The following is a 20,637-nucleotide window of genomic DNA, read 5'->3' as shown; positions in this document are numbered from 1 at the left end:
GCCCCCTTTTCTTTTGGAGAAGCGGTTATGGCAGTGAATAAATGGTTCCCGTACACGCACCAGATCTACCAGGTACTGCGCGCTGCAGTCATGGATTGGATCGATCACCGGGCGTCCAGCAAAGGGGCTGCGCTGGCGTTCTATACGTTGTTTTCGCTGGCACCGATCCTGGTGCTCGTGATTGCTGTTGCCGGTTTTTTCTACGGTGCGGAAGCGGCTCAAGGGCAATTGCTCAATGAATTGCGCGGTCTTGTCGGTGTCCAGGGCGCCGATACCATCCAGGCCATCCTGGCCGGTGCGCAAAACAAGGAAACGGGCATGTTTGCCACAATCGTGGCCACATTGCTGCTGATCGTCGGTGCGACGACCGTGTTTTCAGAACTCAAGGACAGCCTGGATGAAATCTGGAACCTGCCGGCGCCACCGAATGGCGGCATATGGAACCTGATCCGCACCCGCCTGCTGTCATTTGGCGTGATTCTGGTGCTGGGTTTCCTGCTGATGGTGTCACTGGTGATCAGCGCCGCCACAACGGTGGCTGAGAAATTTATCAGCGGTATGTGGCAAGACGCTGCGATCGTCATTGGCTGGATTGCTTCGGGCCTGGGCTTCCTGGTCATCGCCACCCTGTTCGGTGTGATCTACAAGCTGCTCCCTCGCGTGAAACTGTCGTGGCAAGACGTGGCCATCGGCGCGCTTGGCACGGCGGCAATGTTCACGCTGGGAAAGTTCGGGATTGGCCTGTACATCGGCAACAGCGGTACCACCGACAGCTTCGGCGCCGCCGGATCGCTGATCGCCTTGCTGCTGTGGGTTTATTACTCAGCGCAGATCTTTTTCCTGGGCGCAGAATTCGCGCGCCAGTATGCGTTGCAGATGGGTAGCTTGCGTAACAAGCCAAAGTCGGTAACGGGCGTGGACCCGAAACCGAAGGCGGAATAACGTTGTACCTTGGAGGTCGGCGGCCTGGCTGCCGACCTTATTCTCCCAGCAGTTCCGATACGACTTCCATCCCCTCGACGCGCTCGGCCACGACCTTGAGCACCATCACGAGCGGCACCCCCAGCAGCAAGCCCCAGACACCCCAGAGCCAGCCCCAGAACAACAGGCTGACGAAGACCGCCGCCGGATTCATGCGCGCGATCTTGCCGGTCATCCAGGTTGCCACGACCATGCCGACCAGTGTCGCGATGCCGAGCGATGCGCCCGCCACCAGCGTGACCATGCCCACGGTTTCAAACTGCAGGAACGCGGCCATGCCAGTGGCGACCGTAATCACGAGCGGCCCAAAATACGGCATCAGGTGCGCCACGCCGGCAAACGCCGCCCACGCGCCGGCGTTTTCCAGACCGATCGCGCGCAGCGTGCCCCACATCAGCAGCGCCAGCAGGACGTTGGTCACCAGCAGCATGAACATATAGCTTTGGATCGACGTATTGATGTCGTCCAGGATATGGACCGTGACTTTCTTGCGCGACAGCGAAGGCCCCGTCAGCTTGACGAGCTTGCGCTTGAACGTGTCGCCCGCTAGGAGCAGGAAGAACACGAGAAAGATCACCATCGTGGCCTGCGACATGAACGCCGCCAGGCTCATCGAGCCGGCCAGCACCCAGTCCATCACACGAATTGGCGAGCTCGACGACGCATCCCCGGCATTCTGGCGCCGCTGCTGCGTCACGCGACGGGCGTCCGAGCCGACATTGCTGGCGGCGCGCTCGATCTCGGCGGCGGCGGCCTGCATCTGCTGCAGCGTCGAACGCTCGCCCGTCGTATTCGACAGGATGCGCGTGACTTTCGATGTCAACGTCGGCAGATCGTCGATGATATTGAAGAATTCACCCTGCAGCCGGTACACGGTGCCAGCCATCGCGCCCACGATCACGACGGTGACCAGTGTAGCGCCGACGATGCGGCGGATATGCCAGCGCTCGAGCCAGCGTACGACAGGATTGAGGGTATACGCGATCAGAATGCCGAGCAGAAGCGGCACGAAGAATTTTTGCGCCCATTGGAGCGCGAAGACAAAAGCGATGGTAGCAAGGACGCCGAGCGCGAGGCCGCGGGCGTTGACGTGCAGTGGTACGCGTAGCGCACCGATGTGAAGGGCGAGATCGTCGCCGGTGGAACGCACCTCGGGATGGAGGGCGTCACCGTTGCTGCTTGGGGGCAAAGCCCCCGGGGCGGCAGTATCAGGCGGGGTTGCCGGCATGGCCGGATCAGATTGAGCTAGCTGCATATGTGTGCCTGAACAAAAGACCGGGCCGCCCCGGCGATCCGACTATTATTTCACGCGGATGTCGTTCTTGACTGCGGTGACGCCTTTGACGCCACGTGCGATCTCGACAGCGCGCTGTGCATCGCGTGCATCAGCAACAAAGCCCGACAGCTGAACGTCGCCCTTGAACGTTTCGACGTTGACTTCACGTGCTTTCACGTTAGGGTCGTTGATCAGGGCAGCCTTGACCTTGGTGGTGATCACTGCGTCGTCGACGTATTCGCCGGTGCTGGCTTGCTTGTTGGTCGACGAGCAACCGACAGCGGTGATGGCGACGGTAGCGAAGATGGCAGCGGAGATGATGCTTTTAGCGATTTTCATGATGGCTCCTAATAATGATCATGTTTAAAACTTACCCTTGCGGGCGGATTGCGCGGCGCCGGCAAGCCGGCCCGCAGGTTTATTTGCCGTACGCCGTCCGGGCGGTGCTCACGCACCCGTCCTTGACGGCGCCGGCGAAGGCATCGCACTTCTGCAGTGCGACGCGATATTCAGCTTCGATCTTGACGTCATAGGCATCCAGACGCGCTTCGATCGCCTTGCGGTCGGCCCGGGCATCAGCCTGGAGCGCGACCAGTGTCGCCTTGGCCTGGGCCAGGCAGACTTCGCGGTCGTTACCCACCAATGCGCCACAGCGCGTCTTGTCGCGTTCATGGAACGCGGTCGCGATGCGCATGCGTGCCTGGGTATAGGCCGCGAGCGTGTTCTTGTGGGCTGCCGTCGCCTCTTCTTCGATCCGGATCCGTGCCGCACGGGCATCGGCAATGCAGATTTCGTGCGGCACACCGGCCATGGTGTCACACCTGGCCTTGGCCGCATCGTAGCCAGCTTCGGCAGTGTCCATCGCGTATTGATAAGCGGCCTTCGCATCCTGGCCTGCGCCTTGCGCCAGAGCCGGAGTAGTCCAGGCCATGGCAACAGCGAGCAGGAACATCACATGCGGAGTCTTCATTATTTTTGTTCACCATTTGTCAACACTGGCGCCATCTTTACATGCAGTACACTAGCCTTCTGTACGCTGGCGAACACAAGACGCAGAGTAATGGGCTGTGTCACGCAAACAACGCTCATTGCCGGACATATTCACCGCCCCGTGGCCAGATGTCGGACCTGTTAGCAAAACAAGATGGGTGCGGCAACGCACAGACCCCCTTCTCCAGCGTGTCTATTCTGAGTAAAACCTTTTGTCAGGAGAACAATATGAATGCAAACCGTAAACTTATCGCTGTCGTCCTTGCTACCGGCGCCCTGCTCACCGGTTGCGCCAGCAACAGCCAGCAGCCATTCGGCGGCGGCTACAACAATGCCAGCAGCAGCGCCTCGGCCGGCTACGGCGTGATCGATTCGATCCAGGTCGCGCAAGGTGAAAACCGCACCAGCGGCGCTGGCGCCATCCTGGGCGGCGTGGTGGGTGCACTGGCCGGCAATCAGATCGGCAGCGGCAGCGGCCGTACTGCAGCCACCGTGGCTGCCGGTGTTGCCGGCGCTGCGCTGGGTAACAACGTCGAAAAGAACCGCAATGCACAGGGTCCCGAGCAATACCAGATCAATGTCCGCATGGACAACGGCGAATACCGCGCCGTGATGCAGGACAGCGTCTACGATCTGCGTGTGGGCAACCGCGTTCGCATCGTTGACGGCCGCGTGTACCGTTACTGATCTACCGATCGACCCGGCACCACCGGAGCAGGAGCGGAGATCGGGCATACACCCGCTTCCGCTTCTGCTTCCGCTTCCGCTTCGTCAGAACGACCATCTTCCGCACCGCTTCTGGAGACCATCATGGCCCACGTCATTCGCTCCGCCACCACTTGCCTGTTTGCGCTCGCAACTTCCCTCACCTGCCTGACTGCTGCCGCGCAATCGACGCCAGCCACGGGTGGCGACGCCAATGTCAGTCAGGTCGCCGCCCGTCAGCAAGCCCAGGAAATTGCCAATGGCGATCCGGCGCGCTGGTACCGCAACGATTCCGAGCAGCAGACGCTGCGCAAGGAACTGCGCGCGGCATTGCAGGAAGCGCAGAACGCTTGCAAGCAACAGCCTGCCGCCGATCGCAAGGCCTGTGTGGCAGAAGCACGTGCAACGTTCCAGCGTGATTCCGCGCTGCTGGCCAAGGCGCCATCGAACTGACGCAGAAGTTAGCCAGCGCCTGCTGGCCTCAGCGCTTTTTCTTGCGCGACGGTAGCGGATACACATCCGCCACCAGCGTACTCTCCCCGATCTGCCGGCTCGGCGACGCCGAATCGTGCACCACCAGCAAACCCTCATCGGCCCCATCGCGACTGGCGAACAGCGCGATGCCTTCCGGGTGATCCACGCCCTGCCCGAACGGCAGGTTCAGCACGTGCTCCAGTGCCTCGGCAGAGACGACCGTTTCGCCGTCCGGCTCGGCGCCACCGACCCACCGGAACAGCGTCACGGGGCCGTCCAGATCCATCGTCGGCCCGGCCAGGATCAGCAGATCCCTGCCCTGCTTGCACAGGTCTCGAATGCCCAGTCCGCCCAGGTCGAGGAAATGCTTGCGGTACAGGTTGCCATCCGCGTCGAGCGGCGCCAGGCGCAGCGAACCCGGTGTCTCATCGTCGACCGGGGCCACTTCGATAATGGTGGCCCAGCCCCGTAGCACCGGCCCGCGCAGGCCCAGCAGCACATGCTTGCCCGCCAGCGCGATGCCCTCGATATCGAAGCCGTTGTCCTTGCCGGGAATAGCCAGAAACGGGCCGATGTGCTCGTCCTGCCTGAGCTGCGCCGTCAGTTCGTTGCCATGCGCATCGCCGCGCAGCAGCGCGGCAGTGCGGCGCTTGCCCTTGTGCTCGACTTCCTTGAGCAAGGTAGGCACGCCATCCTGTTCGCCCATTGGAATACGGCCCAGCAGATAGCGGTTACCGTCAGCGCTGACCGTCGCCAGGCGCTTGTGCGTGCGCTTGTTGCCATCGAGCGGGTCGGGCTTTTTGCGCCGCAGGCTGTGCGAGCCGGTGACCCACATATATTTGCCGTCGCAGGCCAGGCCTTCGACATCGGCTTCATTGATGCGGCCTTTCTCGATGTCGAAGGCCGGCAGCGGCAGGTCGAAGAAATCATGCAGCGCAAATTGATGGTGCTCACTCGCAAAGCTGCTCTGGCCGCGGCTGTCTTCTTCCACCAGTGTCAAACGCTCGATGCTGACGGACTCATCGTTTGCCAGCCACAGCGTCTTGCCCATGCGCAGCGCCACCGACAGGCCATTGCGCAACTCCTTGTCGGGACTGAGGTCATCGCGTTCGGGATGGAATTCGAGCAGGACAATATTTGAGGGATGCATGCGGTTCTCGTGGTGAAGGGATGGGTGCAGCATACTGGATGGGCGGGCGCAGGCAGGACAAAAAAAGACGGCGTCCAACTTGCGATTGGAACGCCGTTCAAGCCCCACCAAAGCCGGTACAGCGTACTACCCTGTAGCGTCATTCGTGATCGTTACATCGTGTGCCGACGCTCGAAGGCGCCTGCACCGGTTCATACGTATACTCATGCTTCCTTGGCTGCCTTGGCCTTGCGGGTGCGCCGGCGGTTCAGGTACCAGCCCAGGATGCCCACGCCGACTGCAGCGCCCGCTGCCTGCTTGCCCATACGACGCTGGCGCACGAAGTTTACAGCGGTCATGGCATACGGCAGCAGCATCGACACATTGGTGCCGGTCGGCTTGAGCAGCGCGTCGGCCCTGGTGCGCAGCGCCACGGTCGTGTGGTCAAAGGCCGAGCGCAGCATGACCTCAGGCTTGATGCCATGCTGGATGCTGGCCTTGGCATGGGCCACGCCAGCGCGGAAGAACTCGCCTTCACGCAGCAGTTCTTGCTTGCGCTTTGCCGGGTCCAGGCTGTGTTGGTGACCGGCCAACCCGGTCGTCTCGTCGTGTTTGTGCATGTTGGCCTCTTTGGGTGCGCCGCTCACAGCAGCATCTCGCGGTCGTTTTTCAGTTCTTTCATCGTGGCAGGAAAGCCAAGCTTGTTCTGCTTGATCAGCGCCATGCCCTTGGCCACGAGAATGGCCGTGATCAGTGCAAACACGGCGAACATGATCAACAGGATGGTCCAGCCCATCGATTCCCATGCCAGCGCAACGATGGTCATTGCACCGAAGGCGATGGCAAACCAGACCGCCAGCGCGGCCACGGCAAAGATGGCCACCAGCTCGATGACGTGATTGCGGATGTCGGCCAACTCCAGCGCGGCGAGTTCGACGCGCGAGACGGCCAGACCGAACAGGCTCTTGAAGAGACTGGAAATGCCGGCGAATACGCCGGGGTTATGCACGACTGCTTCTTCTTTATCCACGTAGCCCCCAACCTTAATGTTTGCGGCTAAGTAGCACGCCGATGAGCACGCCGACACCTGCCGCTACTGCCACGATGCGCCACGGATTGTCCTTGACGTAGACATCAGCGGTATGAACCAGTTCCTTGCCCTTGACCACGGCCTGGGTCGGGACCAGGCTGGCGCCGCCCAGGACGGTGTCAAGCAGCGCCATGCCGCGCTCGCGCAGCTCTTCGGCTTTCTCGCCGGTGAGCGATGCGGCGGCGGTCAGCATCGACTGTGCGTCACGTACCAGGGCCTTCATGTCGGACTGGGTGGCATAGGTGCTGCCGCTGATCGGGTGCATGCTGCCGTTGCTGTTGCGGGAAGTGTCTAGCATGTTCTACTCCTGTCACTAATCAATCATTGAAACTGACCCGCCGCGCGGGGCGGGTCACCGTCAGGCTCAGGCCATCAGGTCGCGCATGTCGTCGGCGTGTTCTTCTTCGACGGCCATGATTTCCACCAGCATGTTGCGGGTGGTTGGATCCTTGTCGCCGATCGCTACGATCATCTGGCGATACGATTCGATCGCCACACGTTCGGCGATCAGGTCGGCGCGGACCATGTCCTGCGCGTTCTCCGACGCATCGTATTCGGCGTGGCTGCGGGCAGCGAAGGTGGCCGGGTTGAAATCTGGCGAACCGTTCAGTTGCACGATGCGTTCGGCGATGCGGTCGGCATGTTCCTGCTCTTGCTGCGCGTGCTCGAGGAACTCGGCCTTGATCTGGCCGGTGCCCGGACCGCTGACGGTGTAATAATGGCGCTTGTAGCGCATGACGCACAGCAGTTCGGTGGCCAGTGCATCGTTCAGCATTGCGATGACCGCTTCACGGTCGGCCTGATAGCCCTCGGTGACGGCGCCGTCGTCGAGGTTGGCGGCTGCCTTGCGGATTGCCGAGACATCAAAGCCGTGGCCGAGGTTGTTGGTTTGTTCCATTGTCATTCCTTAATTCAAAGTCGGTTCAAAAAATGTGTTCAACGCGCTGCTGCGCGTGGCGGAATGGCTGCGCCTTCGTTCGACAGAACGATTTCGACGCGACGATTCTGCTGACGGCTTGCTGCGCTGTCATTCGATGCAACAGGGAAGGCTTCGCCGTAGGCGCGCATGGCGATACGTTCGCGTGGCACGCCCTGGCCGGCCAGCGCGGTCGCGACAGCGGCGGCGCGGCGTTCGGACAGTTGCTGGTTGTGGCTCTCGCTGCCGGTGCTGTCGGTGAAACCTTCGATCAGCACGGTGCGGTTCGGGTTCTGGGCCATGACGTCGGCCAGTTTCCGCAGCGTCGAAACGCCATTCGCATTCAGCACGGCCTGGTCGGTCGCAAACAGGACGTCGCCGATCGTGACGACAAAGCCGCGTTCGGTTTTCACGGCCTGCAGGTCGACCAGCAGCGCTTCGAGCTTGGCAGCGCGTTCGGCCATCGCAGCCGTTTCAGCCTGCGCTGCCTGTGCCTGCATCTGGGCTTGCTGTGCCTGACCCTGGGCCTGCTGGGCAGCAGCCTGGGCGGCTTCAGCCTCGCGCTTGGCGCGATCGGCTTCGGCGGTGCGGGCATCCAGGCGGACCATGTCGCGCTGACGCGTTGCGTCGGCGATATTTGCTTCGGCGGCCTTGCCCTTGGCAACTTCTTGCGCCGTGGCGATGCGCTGCTTGGCGACATAGGCCAGACGGTCGATGTCGCTCAGGCTTTCGCGGCGGGCAGCAGCCTGGTTGGCCTGGTCGAGGGCTTCGCTGGCCTGCTTGAATTCGAGCGGTGCGTAGGTCGACACTTGCGAATTGTTGTTGGCGCTGACAAAGTCGGCGCGTGCCTGGTCGAGCGTTGGCGTGGTCATCGGTGCGCTGGCGCAGGCAGCGGCCAGCACGGCGGCGGCCAGGATCGATACGGCGGATTTGCGGTTTTTCATGTTGTTATTCCTTTTATTTTCCATATGCGCCGGATCGTCGGCGCGAACTCCTGTCTGCATCAGACAGGAAGCAGTGCAATTGCTTGCTGAGTTTTTTTGACCTTAGTTGGTGTTGGCGCGGTCAACTTCTTCGCGCAGCACGCGCAAGTCTTCATTCAGGCGGGTCGACGCAGCAGTCGCCTTGCTCGATACGGCCTTGCTCTGGGCCAGTTTGGCGTCGGCCTGGGCCTGGACTGCCAGTTCGCGTGCCAGCTTGTAGTCGCGCGCGGCCAGGGCCTGGTTGGCCTTGCCCATTTTTTCGCGTGCTGCCGTGATTTCCGCTGGCGCCAGGTCAGCTGCACCTGCCGACACGGCGTTCTCGATCGCGTTGCGCGAGACTGCCACGTCCGCCGTCGCAGGCGCCTTGTCAGGACTTGCGCAGGCCGTCAGTGCCAGCAGAGCGGCAACGCAGCCAAGGCGGGCAAACCCGGTCATCGATTGATGTTTATTCATTACATTTTCTCCTCGGAAGTGGTGTAGATAACGTTATAAACCTGTTATGGAATACGCTCAGTTCGGTGACGCACATTGCCTGCAGCGATGCGCACCCGCTCTGCATATGGCGCTTATCGCCGGCACTGGGTGCGCCATCGCACGTTGACACAGACCCGCGTAGGCTACCCTCGCCGCACGCATCACATCCACTACTGATAAAGGACTTTCATGGCCGAGCCAACGCCGCTGGCGGCGCAGCGCCCACCGGGGCCGCGCCGCAGCAAGAAGAAGATCGGCCTCTGGGTCCTTGCCATGCTGATCGCCCTGCCCGTCATCGCCATCATCGTCATCGCGACCTTCGACTGGAACCGCGCGCGGCCGTGGATCAACAACAAGGTGAGCGACGCCATCGACCGCCCGTTTGCCATCCATGGCGACCTGACTGTCTCGTGGGAGCGCCCTGCTGCGCGGATGGCGCCGGCCGAGCGCGCGTGGCGCGACCACATCCCGTGGCCCTACCTTGTCGCGCGCAACACCACGATTGGCAACCCGGCCGGCATGGCAGCCGGGAACATGGCCAGCGTCGGTCAGTTTTCCTTCTCGCTCGATCCGCTCGCGCTGCTGGACAAGCGCATCGGCATCCCGCTGCTGCGCTTCGACGCGCCCCGCGTCGACCTGCTGCGCCTTGACGCGGCCACGAACAACTGGACCTTCCAGCGCAACGAGCAACCGTCGCGCTGGAATCTCGATCTCGAACGCGTCGTGCTGACGGACGGCGTCATTCACATCAAGGATGCGGTCACCAAAGCCGATGTCACGGCCCGGGTACGCACGCTCGAGCGCGATCCAATCTATGGCGTGGCCTTCACGCTGGATGGCACGTATAACGGGGCCAAGGTAGATGGCGGGGGCAAGCTCGGCTCGGTGTTTTCGCTGAAGGACGAGACCGCGCCCTACCCGATCCAGGGCGAATTCAAATCGGGCAAGACGCGCATCGCCATTACCGGCACCGTTACCAATCCGGCCCGGCTTGCCGCGCTGGACGTGCAACTCGAACTGGCCGGCGCCAGCATGGCGCGCCTGTATCAATTTACCGGCGTGCTGCTGCCGGAAACGCCGGCGTTTTCCACGTCGGGCCGCCTGACCGGGCGCCTGGCCAAAGATGCCAGCCGCTGGGTCTACGACGGCTTTGCCGGCAAGGTTGGTGCGAGCGACATCGGCGGGCGCCTCGAGTACGCCACCGGTGGCGCGCGCCCGGTGTTGTCGGGCAATGTACGTTCGCGCCAGCTCGTGTTTGCTGATCTGGCGCCCCTCGTCGGCGCCGATTCGAACGCCAGCAAGGCAGCGCGCGGCGTCGAGACGAAACAGCCGACCGGTAAGGTGTTGCCAGTGGAAGAATTCCACACCGAACGCTGGACAGCGCTGGATGCCGACGTGCGCTTTGCGGCGGACAATATCGTGCGTGACAAGGCGCTGCCGATCAGCAAGCTCAGCAGCCACATCAAGATGGACAACGGCGTGCTCCGGCTCGACCCGCTCGAATTCGGCATGGCCGGCGGTACCGTCCGCACCACCATTCGCCTCGATGGCAGCGGGCGCAGCGGCAAGAACGCCATCAAGGCGATGGCGGACGTGCGGGCCCGCAAGATCGGCATCAAGCAGTTGTTCCCGAAAATCGAGCAGATGCAGGCGACGGCCGGGCAGATCAATGCGGACGCCAAGCTGTCGGCCACCGGCAACTCGGTCGCATCGCTGCTGGCCACATCCAATGGCGAACTCAAGGCGCTCGTCAGCGAAGGCACGGTGAGCAAGATGCTGCTGGAAATGGCTGGCTTGAATGTGGCGAATATCGTGGTCACCAAGCTGTTCGGCGACAAGCAGGTCGAGCTCAACTGCGTGGCGGCCGACTTCGCCATCCAAGACGGTATCGCGCGCACGCGCAGCTTCATCGTCGACACCGAGGAAGCCATCATCACCGTTGACGGCGCCATCAACCTGGCGGGCGAGCAGATGGAACTGCGTATTCGGCCCGAAACCAAGGCGCTGCGCATCTTTTCGCTGCGCGCGCCACTGTATGTGCGCGGCCCGTTCAGCAAGCCGGATGTGGCCATCGATAAGGGTGTGCTGGCAATGAAGGCAGGCGGCGCCGCAGCACTGGCCGTGGTGGCCGCGCCACTGGCCGCCCTGCTCCCCTTGATCAATACGGGGCCGGGCGAAGACAGCGACTGCGCACGCCTGCTGGCCCAGGCACGGCAAGCACCCAGTGCCCCGCCACCGGGCCGACGCCAGCGTCGTTGAAATAGCCTGACGGATACAACCTGTAACAACCTGGCACGGGCTCTGTGTGTTGCCGAACAGATCAATTTGGCAATCCTGACTATGATCAGTGCCAGGTCATCAAGAAAAGAAACACCCGCATGAACGGATCGAGCATCAAGCGTATTGGCAGCATCCCCGTTTTACTGGTCGCACTGGCCTGTGGAGTACTGACGGGATGCACGTCCGGATTACCCGGTTTCGGCAAGGTCGAAGCGGTCCAGGACGATGTCATTACTGCCGGGGTGCACAGCGCCATCAGGCGCGATCCCGACCTGAAGGTGTCCGATCTGGATGTCAATACGTACCAAGGCATTGTCCGGTTACAGGGATTCGTCTCTTCGGCCGACAGCGTCGCCGCAGCGGCTTCAGCCGCGCGAACCGTCAACGGCGTGAAATCGGTCAGGAATGACCTGCGCCTGAAATAACCCCATTAAAGGAGAACTTCATGAAACTCATCAAAAACCTGGTAGTGACGGCAACCCTGGCGACCGCCGCTTTCGGTATGGTCGGCTGCTCGAACATGTCGAAGCAAGACCGTAACACCGCAGTCGGCGCTGGCGCCGGTGCTGTTCTCGGTGGCGTCCTGACCGGCGGCAGCGCAATCGGCACCGTTGGCGGCGCAGCTGTCGGCGGCGTGGTCGGCAACCAAGTCAAGACCACCAACTGATTCCCGTCGCTGGCAAACATGCCAGCGACAGTTCAGTGAATGCAAAACGCCCGGCTTGCCGGGCGTTTTGCATTGGGACGATGCGCTTTTGCGCTGAAAATTCAGACGGTATCGGTAGCTGGCGCAGCCCCGGCTTCACGCACGATCTGGTAGCAGGTACATGCCGCTGCCGCGAGGCGTTCCGGGTCGAGGATCTCGATATTGCCCCGGCTGTAGTTGATCAGGCCCTGCTGCTGCAACGCGCTGGCCGCCTTGGTCACGCCCACCCGCCGCACACCCAATGCATGCGCAAGAAACTCGTGCGTCAGATGGAATTTATCCGACTGCAGACGGTCGCGCGTGACGAGCAGTGACCGGGCCAGCCGCGCCTCGAGCACGTGAAAGCGGCTGCACACGGCGATCTGGATCGCCTGCGCCAGCAAGGAATCGGTGTAGCGATACAGTACCCGCTGCAATGCAGGATTGCGCGAGACTTCGAGGCGAAAGCGGCCGCCTTCCATCCGGCTCGCGCTACCCGCGCGCTGCACGACGGCGCGCACCTGCGTGATGTCGTGGCCCAGCGCGGTGGTAGCGCCAAGCATCCCTTCACGCCCGACCTGGCCGACCTCGAGCGTCATGCGCCCTTCGGCCACGCCCAGCAGTGACACCAGGCAATCGTGGGGGAAATAGATATGAAGAATGGGATCACCCGCTTCGCACAGGACCTGGCCAGCTTCTACCCTGACCTCGTCGAGCTGCGGCAGCATCTGGGCGAGATCTTGCGGGGGAAGCGCTGCGAGTAACAAATTACTGTTGGGCTCGAAGACAGGCGGGTGGACGGCAGAATTCATTATTTCCTCACAGGTTGGTACGTGGGCCAGCCGGGACCGCTACGACCAGTTACATTTGCACACAATGTGATGGAGCCTAAACGCACCGAGTGCGCAGGTATGTACGGTGACGCACGGAAGCATTAGTTGTTCCTGAGGACAATCATTGAACATCCGGCTTAATGCCTATACGAAAGGAACAAAAGATGACAACCCCTCCAACCATGCCGGTCAAGAACCGCACCCACCCGCTGCTGCTGCTGGCCGCCGCCGCTGTCGTGCTGTTCTCGCTGGTCGGCACCGCCGCCATCATGGGCTGGCTGCCGTCGTCGGTCGGCGGCACGGCCAATCGTCAGCTGACCGAGGCCGATCGCCTGGCACTCGCGTCGACCCTGCCACAAGGTGCGCCGCAAGCTGGCTATGCCTACCCTGCCGACGCCCAGGCGCCGGCGCAAGCCTATGCGCCTGCGCCGGTTCCCGTACCTGCACCGGCACCTGTAAAACAAGCTGCGCCTGTGACGCAGATCAAGGAAAGCGAGCCGACCCAGTTGGCAGCAAAGAGCAACTGGTGCGAAAACTGCGGCAACGTTGAATCGGTACGCGCAATCAAGCAACGTGCCGAAGGCAGTGGTCTGGGCGCAGCCGGCGGCGCGGTCCTCGGCGGCTTGCTGGGTAACCAGATCGGTGGCGGCAATGGCAAGACGCTGGCCACTGCGGCTGGCGCCATCGGCGGCGCCGTGGTCGGCAACCAGGTCGAGGGCAATGTGAAGGCAACGACCAGCTATGAAATCCGGGTGCGCCTGGACGACGGCACGCTGCGTACCTTCCGCCAGACCAGCCAGCCACAATGGGGCAGCGGCGACCGCGTGCGCATCGTCAAGGGCCGTCTGCGCTCGGTGGCATAACCAAGAATCAGCTTTTTTGCAGCAACACGATTGGCCGGGATCGCGCAAGCATCCCGGCCAATTTTTTTCCTAATTGCAATGTGTGCCATCGCACGGAATTATTGATGAGCTAAGGCGACAATTGTTCCCATGCTGAATCGATTGGCGAACAGCATCAATCAGGGAGACCCACATGACCACCTTGACCTGGATCGGCATCATTATTTGGGGAATCGTACTCACTTTGTTCGGCCTGCTGTCGGCCAGCCCGGCGCCTGCTGCGCAAGAACTGGTGCAGGCCCACGATGTCGTCTTCCTGATCGCTGGTGGCCTGTTGACGTGTCTGATCGGCTTTACCGGCCTGATCGGGATGATGGGCTGGATCCCTGGCGTGCAAAAACAAAAAAGTTGCGTTTAATGTACGCCATCGTACGGTAGTCGCTCTCAGGAAACAACATACTGGTCTCACAGCGCAACCGGCGCACCCCTTCTAGGAGATTCATCATGCTGTACACAATTGCTGTTGTCCTCGTTATTCTCTGGCTGCTCGGCTTGGTGACCTCGTACACCATCGGCGGTTTCATCCACATCCTGCTCGTCGTCGCCGTCATCATGATCCTGGTTCGCCTGATCAGCGGCCGCGGTATATAGCATTTTTATGGCAAGTCTCTGCTTGTCGTAAAATCCAATCCGTTTCGCGGTCGCGCCTTTTGATGGCGTGACAGCGAAACGGATTTCTTACTTTTAAGGAGTTCCACCATGAACAAAAACTTCATCAAAACCACCGCAGCAGTTGCCATCGTCGTCATGACGGCCACCGGTTGCGCAGACATGACCGGCACCCAGCGCGGTACCGCAACCGGTGCCGGTATCGGCGCAGGCCTGGGCGGCCTGATCGGCGGCACGACCAGCGGCGGTGGCGGCGGCCGTGTGGCTGGCGGCGCAGCGATTGGCGCAGCAGCCGGCGCCGTGATCGGCAATATCTGGTCCAAGCGCATGGAACAGCAAAAACAAGCCATGGAACAAGCGACCCAGGGCACCGGCGTGCAAGTCACCCAGACCTCGGACAACCGCCTGAAGCTGGAAATCCCGAGCGACATCTCGTTCGACACGGGCCGCTCGGACATCAAGGGCAACTTCCAGCCAGTGCTGCAGCGCTTCGCTTCGACGCTGCAAGAAAACCCTAACACCAATGTCGTGATCATCGGCCACACCGACAGCACCGGCAGCGACAGCATCAACCAGCCATTGTCGGTCGATCGCGCATCGCGCACCCGTGACTACCTGGCAGGCCGCGGCGTGAACCCGAACCGCATCACCATCGAAGGCCGCGGTTCGCGCGAGCCAATCGCCTCGAACAACGACAACGCAGGCAAGGCGCGCAACCGTCGCGTCGAGATCTATGTCGCGGAACCAGCACGCGGCTAATCGCCACGTGCGGTAGCAATGCAAAAGGCCGGCAATTGCCGGCCTTTGTTATTGGCACAGACCAGGACCGGTTACGCGGCCTGCGTGAATGCCAGATACAGCTCGCGCGCCTGAGTCGCCACCGGCCCGGCTTCCAGCACGTGGTCTTCATAGCGGGTGCATGGCGTGACCTTGCCATAGTTACCGGTGCTGAAGATTTCACGCGCCGTGCGCAGTTCGGCCTCTTCGACCGTGCGTTCTTCAACCTCGATGCCCACACCGGCCAGCAGCGCCATCACGCGTGCACGCGTAATGCCGGCCAGGAAAGTACCGTTCAAGCGGGGCGTGACCACCTTGCCGTCGGCTGTGACCAGGAACAGGTTCGAGGCGCCAAATTCGGCGACATGGCCCTCGCCGTCCAGCATGATCGCCTGCTCGAAGCCGCGCGCCTTCACTTCGCGCATGGCGCGGGTCGAGTTGGCGTACAGGGCCGACGCCTTGGCGTCCGTCGGCGCCATGCTCGGCTGGGGACGCCGCATCGTCGACAGGCCGGCCGAAAAGCCGACGAACGGCGGCAGCGGCGCATCGAACAGCGTCAGCGCGAACTGGCTTTTCTCGGCAACCGGAATCAGGAAGCCTTCCGTCCCAAACACGAGCGGGCGCACATACAGCTCGGCATCCGGCGCAAACCTGGCGACGCCTTCGCGCACCAGCGCCTCCATCTCGTCCACGCTCAGCGGGCAGGCCAGGCCGAGCTTGTCGGCGGAGCTGATGACGCGCTCGAGGTGCGGCCGCAGGTCGGGCAGCTTGCCGGCAAGCGAACGCGCGCCGTCGAAGACGGACGAACCCAGCCACAGGCTGTGGTCCATCGCGCCATACAAGGGCACATTGCCCTCGGCCCATTGGCCGTTGAAATACGTGAGGTACATGGTTTCCTTCGTCACTGCAACATTGCAAATCCAGTCCAGTGTAGCGGGATTGCCCTGCCCTCGTCCAGCCGTCACCATTGCCAGTTCGGGCATTAAAAGTGCCATGCGGACATTTCCAGGACGTTATTGTTCGTTGCCACACCATCCATGCTGGGCGCCTCGCGTACACTGAGGCTTTCCAGTATCAATTTTTTTCATGCTTGCTACGCTCGAACGAATCGACCCCAACAGTGACAACATCGACCTGCTGGTCGAGTTGGTGTGCCATCTGCGCCCGCGCCAGCGCTGGGTATGGCAAACCGTGGACGATCCGGCCCAGTCCGTGCGCACGCTGACCCAGCTCCTCAAGGGCAATCCCGACCAGGCCTGGGCGCTGCGCCGCTACATCACCACGCTGCTTGAAAAGCGCCGCCACACCAGCCTGTACAGTGACATCGGCATCCTGTCGAACGATGGTTTCGTCACCGAGCTGAAAAGCCGCATCACGTACCGTTTCCTGCCGCCGGCACTGGAAGACCTGTACCTGTCCGATGCACTCGACCAGGTGCTGTACCGCCAGGACGATTACGAGTGGATCCGCGCGGTGCCCGATACCGACTGGATGGCGCTGTTCCATGTGATCGAAAGCGCGCCGGTCCCGGCCGATGCGAATCCCGGCCGCGCGCGCGTGGTCACGCTCAAGGGCCTGCTCGATGCGATCCGCACGCTATCGTGCCGCGTCTGCGCGCTGGGCCTGGAGCCGCGCCTGGTGCACAGCTACAGCCAGATCGAGAACTTCGATTCGCCGTTCCTGATGCAGAACATCGAGGTCAACCGGTACCTCGACGAATACGCGCGCTACCTGAACGGCGACATCCCGCGTCCGGACGACGCACGCCACCTGCTCGTGATGCTCGACCAGTGCGAAGACGTGGTGCTCAAGATCCGGCGCCTGGCGCTGAGCAGCGGCACCAGCATCGCCCTGACCTATCTGCTGGTCGCGCTGCAGCAAAGTATCGACCGTCTGCAAAAGCTGCTGTTCCTGGTGGACGTGCCCGACGTGGCCACGAACGCCGGCACGGCTGACGCGCAAGCCGCCACCCAGGGCGTGCTGACCGCCATGGCAGCCGGGACCCCGCAGCTTGCCGGCGCGGCCGCATCGGCCGTCACGCCCACGCCCCAAGGCAATCTCGCCGTCGTGACGGACACCGACCCGCCGCCGCCCGTTTTGACTGCGCGCGAGCGCGCCGTGATCGAGCTGGCCGAAGAACTCATCGAAGCGCACAATACCAAGTACCAGGTGACGAACCTGGTGCGCGACAACGTCGACCTTCTGGCGCGCAATGTCACCGAAAACGCCAGCCGCACCGGCGAGCACTACATCGCCGAAGACCGCAAGGGCTTGCGCAAGATGCTGTGGTCGTCGTCCGGCGCCGGCTTCATCGTCGGCTTCATGGCGCTGCTCAAGATTCTGCTGGGCTACCTGCACTCGCCGCCGCTGGTCCAGGCCTTCTTGTTCAGCATGAATTACTCGTTCGGCTTCGTGCTGATCCACATGCTGCACTTTACCGTCGCAACCAAGCAGCCGGCCATGACGGCCCAGCGCATCGCAGCCTCGCTGCACCGCTCGGCGACCGGGCGCGGCCTCGACGTCGACCGGCTCGCTGAGCTCGTCAATAAAGTGTTCCGCACCCAGATGGTGGCGGTGCTCGGCAACGTGCTGGTCGCGTTTCCGGTGGCCTGGGCCATCGCCGAGGGCGTGCGCTGGTACCGGGGCGAGCATCTGGTCGATCCGATCAAGGCGCTGCACCTGCTCAACGAGATCGATCCCGTCAACAGCCCGGCCCTGTTCTATGCAGCGGTGGCGGGTGTCTGGCTGTTCGTGGCCGGCCTGGTATCGGGCTACTACGACAACAAGGCCCTGTACACCCGCATGGGCCAGCGTGTCCAGCAATTGCGCGGCCTGCGCACGCTGCTGGGTCCGGCACGGCTGGCGCGCCTGGGCGCGTATGTCGAGAACAACCTCGGTGGCCTGATGGGTAACTTCTTCTTCGGTATTTTGCTCGGCACCACGGGCACGGTCGGCTTCCTGCTGGGCCTGCCGATCGACATTCGTCACATCACTTTCTCGGCCGCCAACTTCGCGACTGCGCTGGTGGCGCTCGACTACCAGATGACCGTGCCGCAGCTCATCAACGCGACGGCCGGTGTGCTGCTGATCGGCACGGTCAACCTCTTGGTCAGCTTCGGCCTGGCGTTGTGGGTTGCGCTGCGCGCACGCAAGATTCGCTTCAAGCGCGGCATCCTGCTGGTGCAGGCACTGGGCCGCCGCTTTGCGTATTCGCCGGTGGAATTCTTCCTCGGCCCCAAGCACCGCCAACTGGCGCCCCCTGATGCAGAACCCGTACGAGGATCAAAATGATCAAACAGCGCTTCGCCGCCTGGTGTGCCATCGCCGCTCTCGCCTGCGCGGTCACGGCCTGCAAGTCACTGCCCGATGCCAGCACCATGACCGGAGGGCCTGACCAGTCGACGCCGACGGTCACGACGCAGCATGGCGAACTCAAGCAGAAACAGGCGGCAGCGCTGCTCAAGCGGCGCTGGGCGCGCGCGTCGACCGACCTCAAGGCGCTGGCGGTGCTGGAAGAACAGGCCACCGGGGTGCCGATGATTGCCGGCAATGCGGTCACACTGCTGTTCGACGGCCCGGCGACAATGCGCGCGATGATGGAAGCGGCGCGCGGGGCCAAAAAATCGATCAACCTGGAAACCTATATCTTTGACCATGACGAGATTGGCGCGCAGTTTGCCGAAATCCTGATGCAGAAACGCAGCGAAGGCGTGGTGGTCAATATCATGGTCGACGGGGTCGGCACGCTGTCGACACCAAAGGAATTCTTCGACCGGCTGCGCCAGGCGGGCGTGAACGTGCTGGTCTTCAATCCGGTGGACCCCACCAAGCGGCCCGGCAAATGGGCGCTGAACAACCGCGATCACCGCAAGATCATGATCGTCGACGGCCTTGTGGCCTTTACCGGCGGCATCAACATCAGCAGCACCTACGCCAACAGCTCGCTGTTCCGGTCCAAGAAGCGTCCGGACGACGTGAGCCACGACAAGGTTGGCTGGCGCGATACGCACATCAAGATCCAGGGGCCCGCCGTCGGCGCGCTGCAGTGGGCATTCATCGACAACTGGGTGCACCAGGATGCCGGCGAATTGCCGCAGATCGATTACTTCCCGCAACTGGCGCCAGCGGGCGACAAAGTGGTGCGGGTGCTGGCCACGTCGCCAGAGCACGATTCGGCCATCTACAAGTCGCTCGTCGTCGCCATTGGCGAATCGAAGAAATCGATCCATTTGACGGCTGCGTACTTCGTGCCGGACCGCCAGATCGTCGACGGCCTGATCGCTGCGGCCAAGCGTGGCGTGGACGTGCAGCTCGTGCTGCCGGGCGTATCCGACCACGGCTTCATCCGGCATGCGGGCGAATCGTTCTACGAAGAGCTGCTCGCGGGCGGCGTGCGCATCCACCAGTTGCAGGTCGCCGTCCTGCATGCCAAGACCACGGTGATCGATGGCATGTGGTCATCCATCGGCTCGGCCAATATCGACCGCCGCAGTTTCATCCACAACTACGAGGTCAATGTGGTCGTGCTGGATCCGGCCTTCGGGCGCGAGATGGAGGCGGCGTTCAAGGAAGACGTCGTGCATTCGAAGGAAATCAAGCTCGACGCCTGGAAGCGGCGGCCATGGTCGGACCGCCTGCGCGAAGCGATGGCGCGCCTGACCGAATACTGGATCTGATCGCGCCTGGCGGGGCCTCAGAGCCCCGCTGCCAGCATGCCGTCGGTGTGCGGCGACCAGACGCTGCCGGCCTGCATGAACTTTTCGGTATTGACCACTTCAAACTTGCCGCCCACCGCGTCCCAGCCGTAGCGGTCGATCTCGACCCGCTGCGCGTCCACCCGCACCACATTGAATGAATTGACTTCGCCGCGCCCGCGCGTCGAGGTCGCCGTGCCGGCCTGGATCACCAGCGCCGCATAGGCATCGATCTGGTAGCGCGCCGCCGTGCTGCCGGCGTGGCTGGCGTGCATGTGCCCGGCCATCAGGATATCGACACCGGTTTCGGCAAACACTTCCATCGCCAGCGGCGCGCGCACGACCAGGTCGCGTTTTTCGAAGTGATCGGGCAAGTCGAACGGGTGGTGCGTGACGACGATACGCGTGACATCGGGGCTCAGGCCGCTCAGGCGCGCGCGCAGCGCAGCGATCTGCTCGTGGCTGACGCGCCCGTCCTTGATGGTCAGCGAACGGGCCGTGTTGACACCCACGACGGCGATCTCGTCGTCGATGAAGACCGGCTCGAGATCATCGGTGATATAGCGGCGATAGCGCGACAGTGGCCGGGCGAAACGGCGCAGCACGTTATACAGCGAAATATCATGGTTGCCCGGCACGACGATCTGCGGCCCGGGCAGCGAATCGAGAAACGCGCGCGCCTCTTCGAATTCTTCCACCTTGGCACGCTGGGTCAGGTCGCCCGAAATGACGACGACGTCGGCCGCGATGCTGTGCACGAGCTCGCGCAACGGGCCCAGCAGGGCCTGGTCGACGCGACCGAAGTGCAGGTCGGACAGGTGAACGAGAGTGCGCATCGA

General features: G+C 62.5%; 25 protein-coding genes. 12 read left to right on the top strand and 13 right to left on the bottom strand.

What is annotated here, in order from left to right; genetic code table 11:
- Nucleotides 1-27: 27 nt before the first annotated feature.
- Complete coding sequence (locus AC56LW_RS14415) at nt 28-942, top strand: YihY/virulence factor BrkB family protein (RefSeq protein ID WP_332529897.1); 915 nt, start codon at nt 28-30, stop codon at nt 940-942.
- Between the two features lie 37 nt (nt 943-979).
- Here AC56LW_RS14415 and AC56LW_RS14410 read toward each other — a convergent pair whose 3' ends face one another.
- The 3 genes from AC56LW_RS14410 to AC56LW_RS14400 all read right to left on the bottom strand — a co-directional run bounded on the left by AC56LW_RS14410 (nt 980) and on the right by AC56LW_RS14400 (nt 3,227).
- Nucleotides 980-2,236 carry an AI-2E family transporter gene (locus AC56LW_RS14410; protein WP_332529896.1) on the bottom strand — a complete coding sequence of 419 codons (1,257 nt, stop codon included), beginning with the start codon at nt 2,234-2,236 and terminating at the stop codon, nt 980-982.
- A gap of 45 nt (nt 2,237-2,281) precedes the next feature.
- Complete coding sequence (locus AC56LW_RS14405) at nt 2,282-2,596, bottom strand: BON domain-containing protein (RefSeq protein WP_183550710.1); 315 nt, start codon at nt 2,594-2,596, stop codon at nt 2,282-2,284.
- A gap of 79 nt (nt 2,597-2,675) precedes the next feature.
- On the bottom strand, nt 2,676-3,227 hold the full coding sequence (locus AC56LW_RS14400) for a hypothetical protein (protein WP_499635386.1): 552 nt from the start codon (nt 3,225-3,227) through the stop codon (nt 2,676-2,678).
- Between the two features lie 248 nt (nt 3,228-3,475).
- On the opposite strand from AC56LW_RS14400, the gene AC56LW_RS14395 reads away from it, so the two are divergent.
- Together AC56LW_RS14395 and AC56LW_RS14390 are read left to right on the top strand one after the other, a co-directional pair.
- Entirely contained in the window at nt 3,476-3,934 is a 459-nt protein-coding gene (locus AC56LW_RS14395; protein WP_332529894.1) for an outer membrane lipoprotein, read from the top strand.
- 123 nt (nt 3,935-4,057) lie between these two features.
- Entirely contained in the window at nt 4,058-4,405 is a 348-nt protein-coding gene (locus AC56LW_RS14390) for a hypothetical protein (protein ID WP_499635381.1), read from the top strand.
- A 28-nt stretch (nt 4,406-4,433) separates the two neighbouring features.
- On the opposite strand, the gene AC56LW_RS14385 is transcribed toward AC56LW_RS14390, so the two are convergent.
- The 7 genes from AC56LW_RS14385 to AC56LW_RS14355 all read right to left on the bottom strand — a co-directional run bounded on the left by AC56LW_RS14385 (nt 4,434) and on the right by AC56LW_RS14355 (nt 8,997).
- Nucleotides 4,434-5,576 (bottom strand): DUF3616 domain-containing protein, encoded by a 1,143-nt coding sequence (locus tag AC56LW_RS14385; protein ID WP_499635379.1) that lies wholly within the window; start codon nt 5,574-5,576, stop codon nt 4,434-4,436.
- Between the two features lie 203 nt (nt 5,577-5,779).
- Nucleotides 5,780-6,175 (bottom strand): hypothetical protein, encoded by a 396-nt coding sequence (locus AC56LW_RS14380; protein WP_332529891.1) that lies wholly within the window; start codon nt 6,173-6,175, stop codon nt 5,780-5,782.
- Between the two features lie 23 nt (nt 6,176-6,198).
- Nucleotides 6,199-6,564: a phage holin family protein gene (locus AC56LW_RS14375; RefSeq protein WP_499635375.1), complete on the bottom strand. Its 366-nt coding sequence runs from the start codon at nt 6,562-6,564 to the stop codon at nt 6,199-6,201.
- Nucleotides 6,565-6,598: 34 nt separating this feature from the next.
- Nucleotides 6,599-6,943: an ElaB/YgaM/YqjD family protein gene (locus AC56LW_RS14370; RefSeq protein WP_332529889.1), complete on the bottom strand. Its 345-nt coding sequence runs from the start codon at nt 6,941-6,943 to the stop codon at nt 6,599-6,601.
- 66 nt (nt 6,944-7,009) lie between these two features.
- The gene (locus tag AC56LW_RS14365) at nt 7,010-7,543 is read right to left on the bottom strand and encodes a ferritin-like domain-containing protein (RefSeq protein WP_183550672.1); all 534 of its coding nucleotides are present in this window, start codon (nt 7,541-7,543) and stop codon (nt 7,010-7,012) included.
- Nucleotides 7,544-7,581: 38 nt separating this feature from the next.
- On the bottom strand, nt 7,582-8,505 hold the full coding sequence (locus AC56LW_RS14360; RefSeq protein WP_332529888.1) for an OmpA family protein: 924 nt from the start codon (nt 8,503-8,505) through the stop codon (nt 7,582-7,584).
- 102 nt (nt 8,506-8,607) lie between these two features.
- Nucleotides 8,608-8,997 (bottom strand): DUF4398 domain-containing protein, encoded by a 390-nt coding sequence (locus AC56LW_RS14355; protein ID WP_332529887.1) that lies wholly within the window; start codon nt 8,995-8,997, stop codon nt 8,608-8,610.
- Nucleotides 8,998-9,207: 210 nt separating this feature from the next.
- On the opposite strand from AC56LW_RS14355, the gene AC56LW_RS14350 reads away from it, so the two are divergent.
- The 3 genes from AC56LW_RS14350 to AC56LW_RS14340 all read left to right on the top strand — a co-directional run bounded on the left by AC56LW_RS14350 (nt 9,208) and on the right by AC56LW_RS14340 (nt 11,965).
- Complete coding sequence (locus AC56LW_RS14350; protein ID WP_499635371.1) at nt 9,208-11,277, top strand: AsmA family protein; 2,070 nt, start codon at nt 9,208-9,210, stop codon at nt 11,275-11,277.
- A 119-nt stretch (nt 11,278-11,396) separates the two neighbouring features.
- The gene (locus AC56LW_RS14345; RefSeq protein WP_499635368.1) at nt 11,397-11,723 is read left to right on the top strand and encodes a BON domain-containing protein; all 327 of its coding nucleotides are present in this window, start codon (nt 11,397-11,399) and stop codon (nt 11,721-11,723) included.
- 20 nt (nt 11,724-11,743) lie between these two features.
- Nucleotides 11,744-11,965: a YMGG-like glycine zipper-containing protein gene (locus AC56LW_RS14340; RefSeq protein WP_332529884.1), complete on the top strand. Its 222-nt coding sequence runs from the start codon at nt 11,744-11,746 to the stop codon at nt 11,963-11,965.
- A gap of 101 nt (nt 11,966-12,066) precedes the next feature.
- On the opposite strand, the gene AC56LW_RS14335 is transcribed toward AC56LW_RS14340, so the two are convergent.
- On the bottom strand, nt 12,067-12,795 hold the full coding sequence (locus tag AC56LW_RS14335) for a Crp/Fnr family transcriptional regulator (RefSeq protein ID WP_332529883.1): 729 nt from the start codon (nt 12,793-12,795) through the stop codon (nt 12,067-12,069).
- 185 nt (nt 12,796-12,980) lie between these two features.
- On the opposite strand from AC56LW_RS14335, the gene AC56LW_RS14330 reads away from it, so the two are divergent.
- From AC56LW_RS14330 to AC56LW_RS14315, 4 genes are all read left to right on the top strand, one after another.
- Nucleotides 12,981-13,679 (top strand): glycine zipper 2TM domain-containing protein, encoded by a 699-nt coding sequence (locus AC56LW_RS14330; protein WP_499635365.1) that lies wholly within the window; start codon nt 12,981-12,983, stop codon nt 13,677-13,679.
- Between the two features lie 172 nt (nt 13,680-13,851).
- On the top strand, nt 13,852-14,076 hold the full coding sequence (locus tag AC56LW_RS14325) for a hypothetical protein (RefSeq protein WP_332529881.1): 225 nt from the start codon (nt 13,852-13,854) through the stop codon (nt 14,074-14,076).
- An 86-nt stretch (nt 14,077-14,162) separates the two neighbouring features.
- Nucleotides 14,163-14,309, top strand: coding sequence for a lmo0937 family membrane protein (locus AC56LW_RS14320; RefSeq protein ID WP_005671362.1), 147 nt, complete (start codon nt 14,163-14,165; stop codon nt 14,307-14,309).
- A gap of 108 nt (nt 14,310-14,417) precedes the next feature.
- Nucleotides 14,418-15,086: a YiaD family glycine zipper/OmpA-like lipoprotein gene (locus tag AC56LW_RS14315; RefSeq protein ID WP_183550648.1), complete on the top strand. Its 669-nt coding sequence runs from the start codon at nt 14,418-14,420 to the stop codon at nt 15,084-15,086.
- A gap of 71 nt (nt 15,087-15,157) precedes the next feature.
- Here the strand turns inward: AC56LW_RS14315 and AC56LW_RS14310 are convergent, their stop codons facing one another.
- Nucleotides 15,158-15,994, bottom strand: a complete 837-nt coding sequence (locus AC56LW_RS14310) for a branched-chain amino acid aminotransferase (protein WP_499635869.1) — start codon at nt 15,992-15,994, stop codon at nt 15,158-15,160.
- Nucleotides 15,995-16,190: 196 nt separating this feature from the next.
- Between AC56LW_RS14310 and AC56LW_RS14305 the strand changes: the two genes are divergently transcribed.
- Both AC56LW_RS14305 and cls read left to right on the top strand, forming a co-directional pair.
- The gene (locus AC56LW_RS14305) at nt 16,191-18,395 is read left to right on the top strand and encodes a site-specific recombinase (protein ID WP_499635361.1); all 2,205 of its coding nucleotides are present in this window, start codon (nt 16,191-16,193) and stop codon (nt 18,393-18,395) included.
- Complete coding sequence (cls, locus tag AC56LW_RS14300) at nt 18,392-19,780, top strand: cardiolipin synthase (RefSeq protein ID WP_332529879.1); 1,389 nt, start codon at nt 18,392-18,394, stop codon at nt 19,778-19,780. Before AC56LW_RS14305 ends, cls begins: the two co-directional genes overlap by 4 nt.
- 17 nt (nt 19,781-19,797) lie before the next feature.
- Here the strand turns inward: cls and AC56LW_RS14295 are convergent, their stop codons facing one another.
- A complete protein-coding gene (locus tag AC56LW_RS14295) occupies nt 19,798-20,634 on the bottom strand; it encodes a metallophosphoesterase family protein (protein WP_499635358.1) in 837 nt (278 codons plus the stop codon).
- Between the last annotated feature and the right edge of the window lie 3 nt (nt 20,635-20,637).

This window comes from Telluria sp. LT2P80, assembly GCF_059685955.1.
The sequence above is the reverse complement of the archived record's forward strand: the minus strand, read 5'-3'. Positions and strand labels throughout refer to the sequence as shown.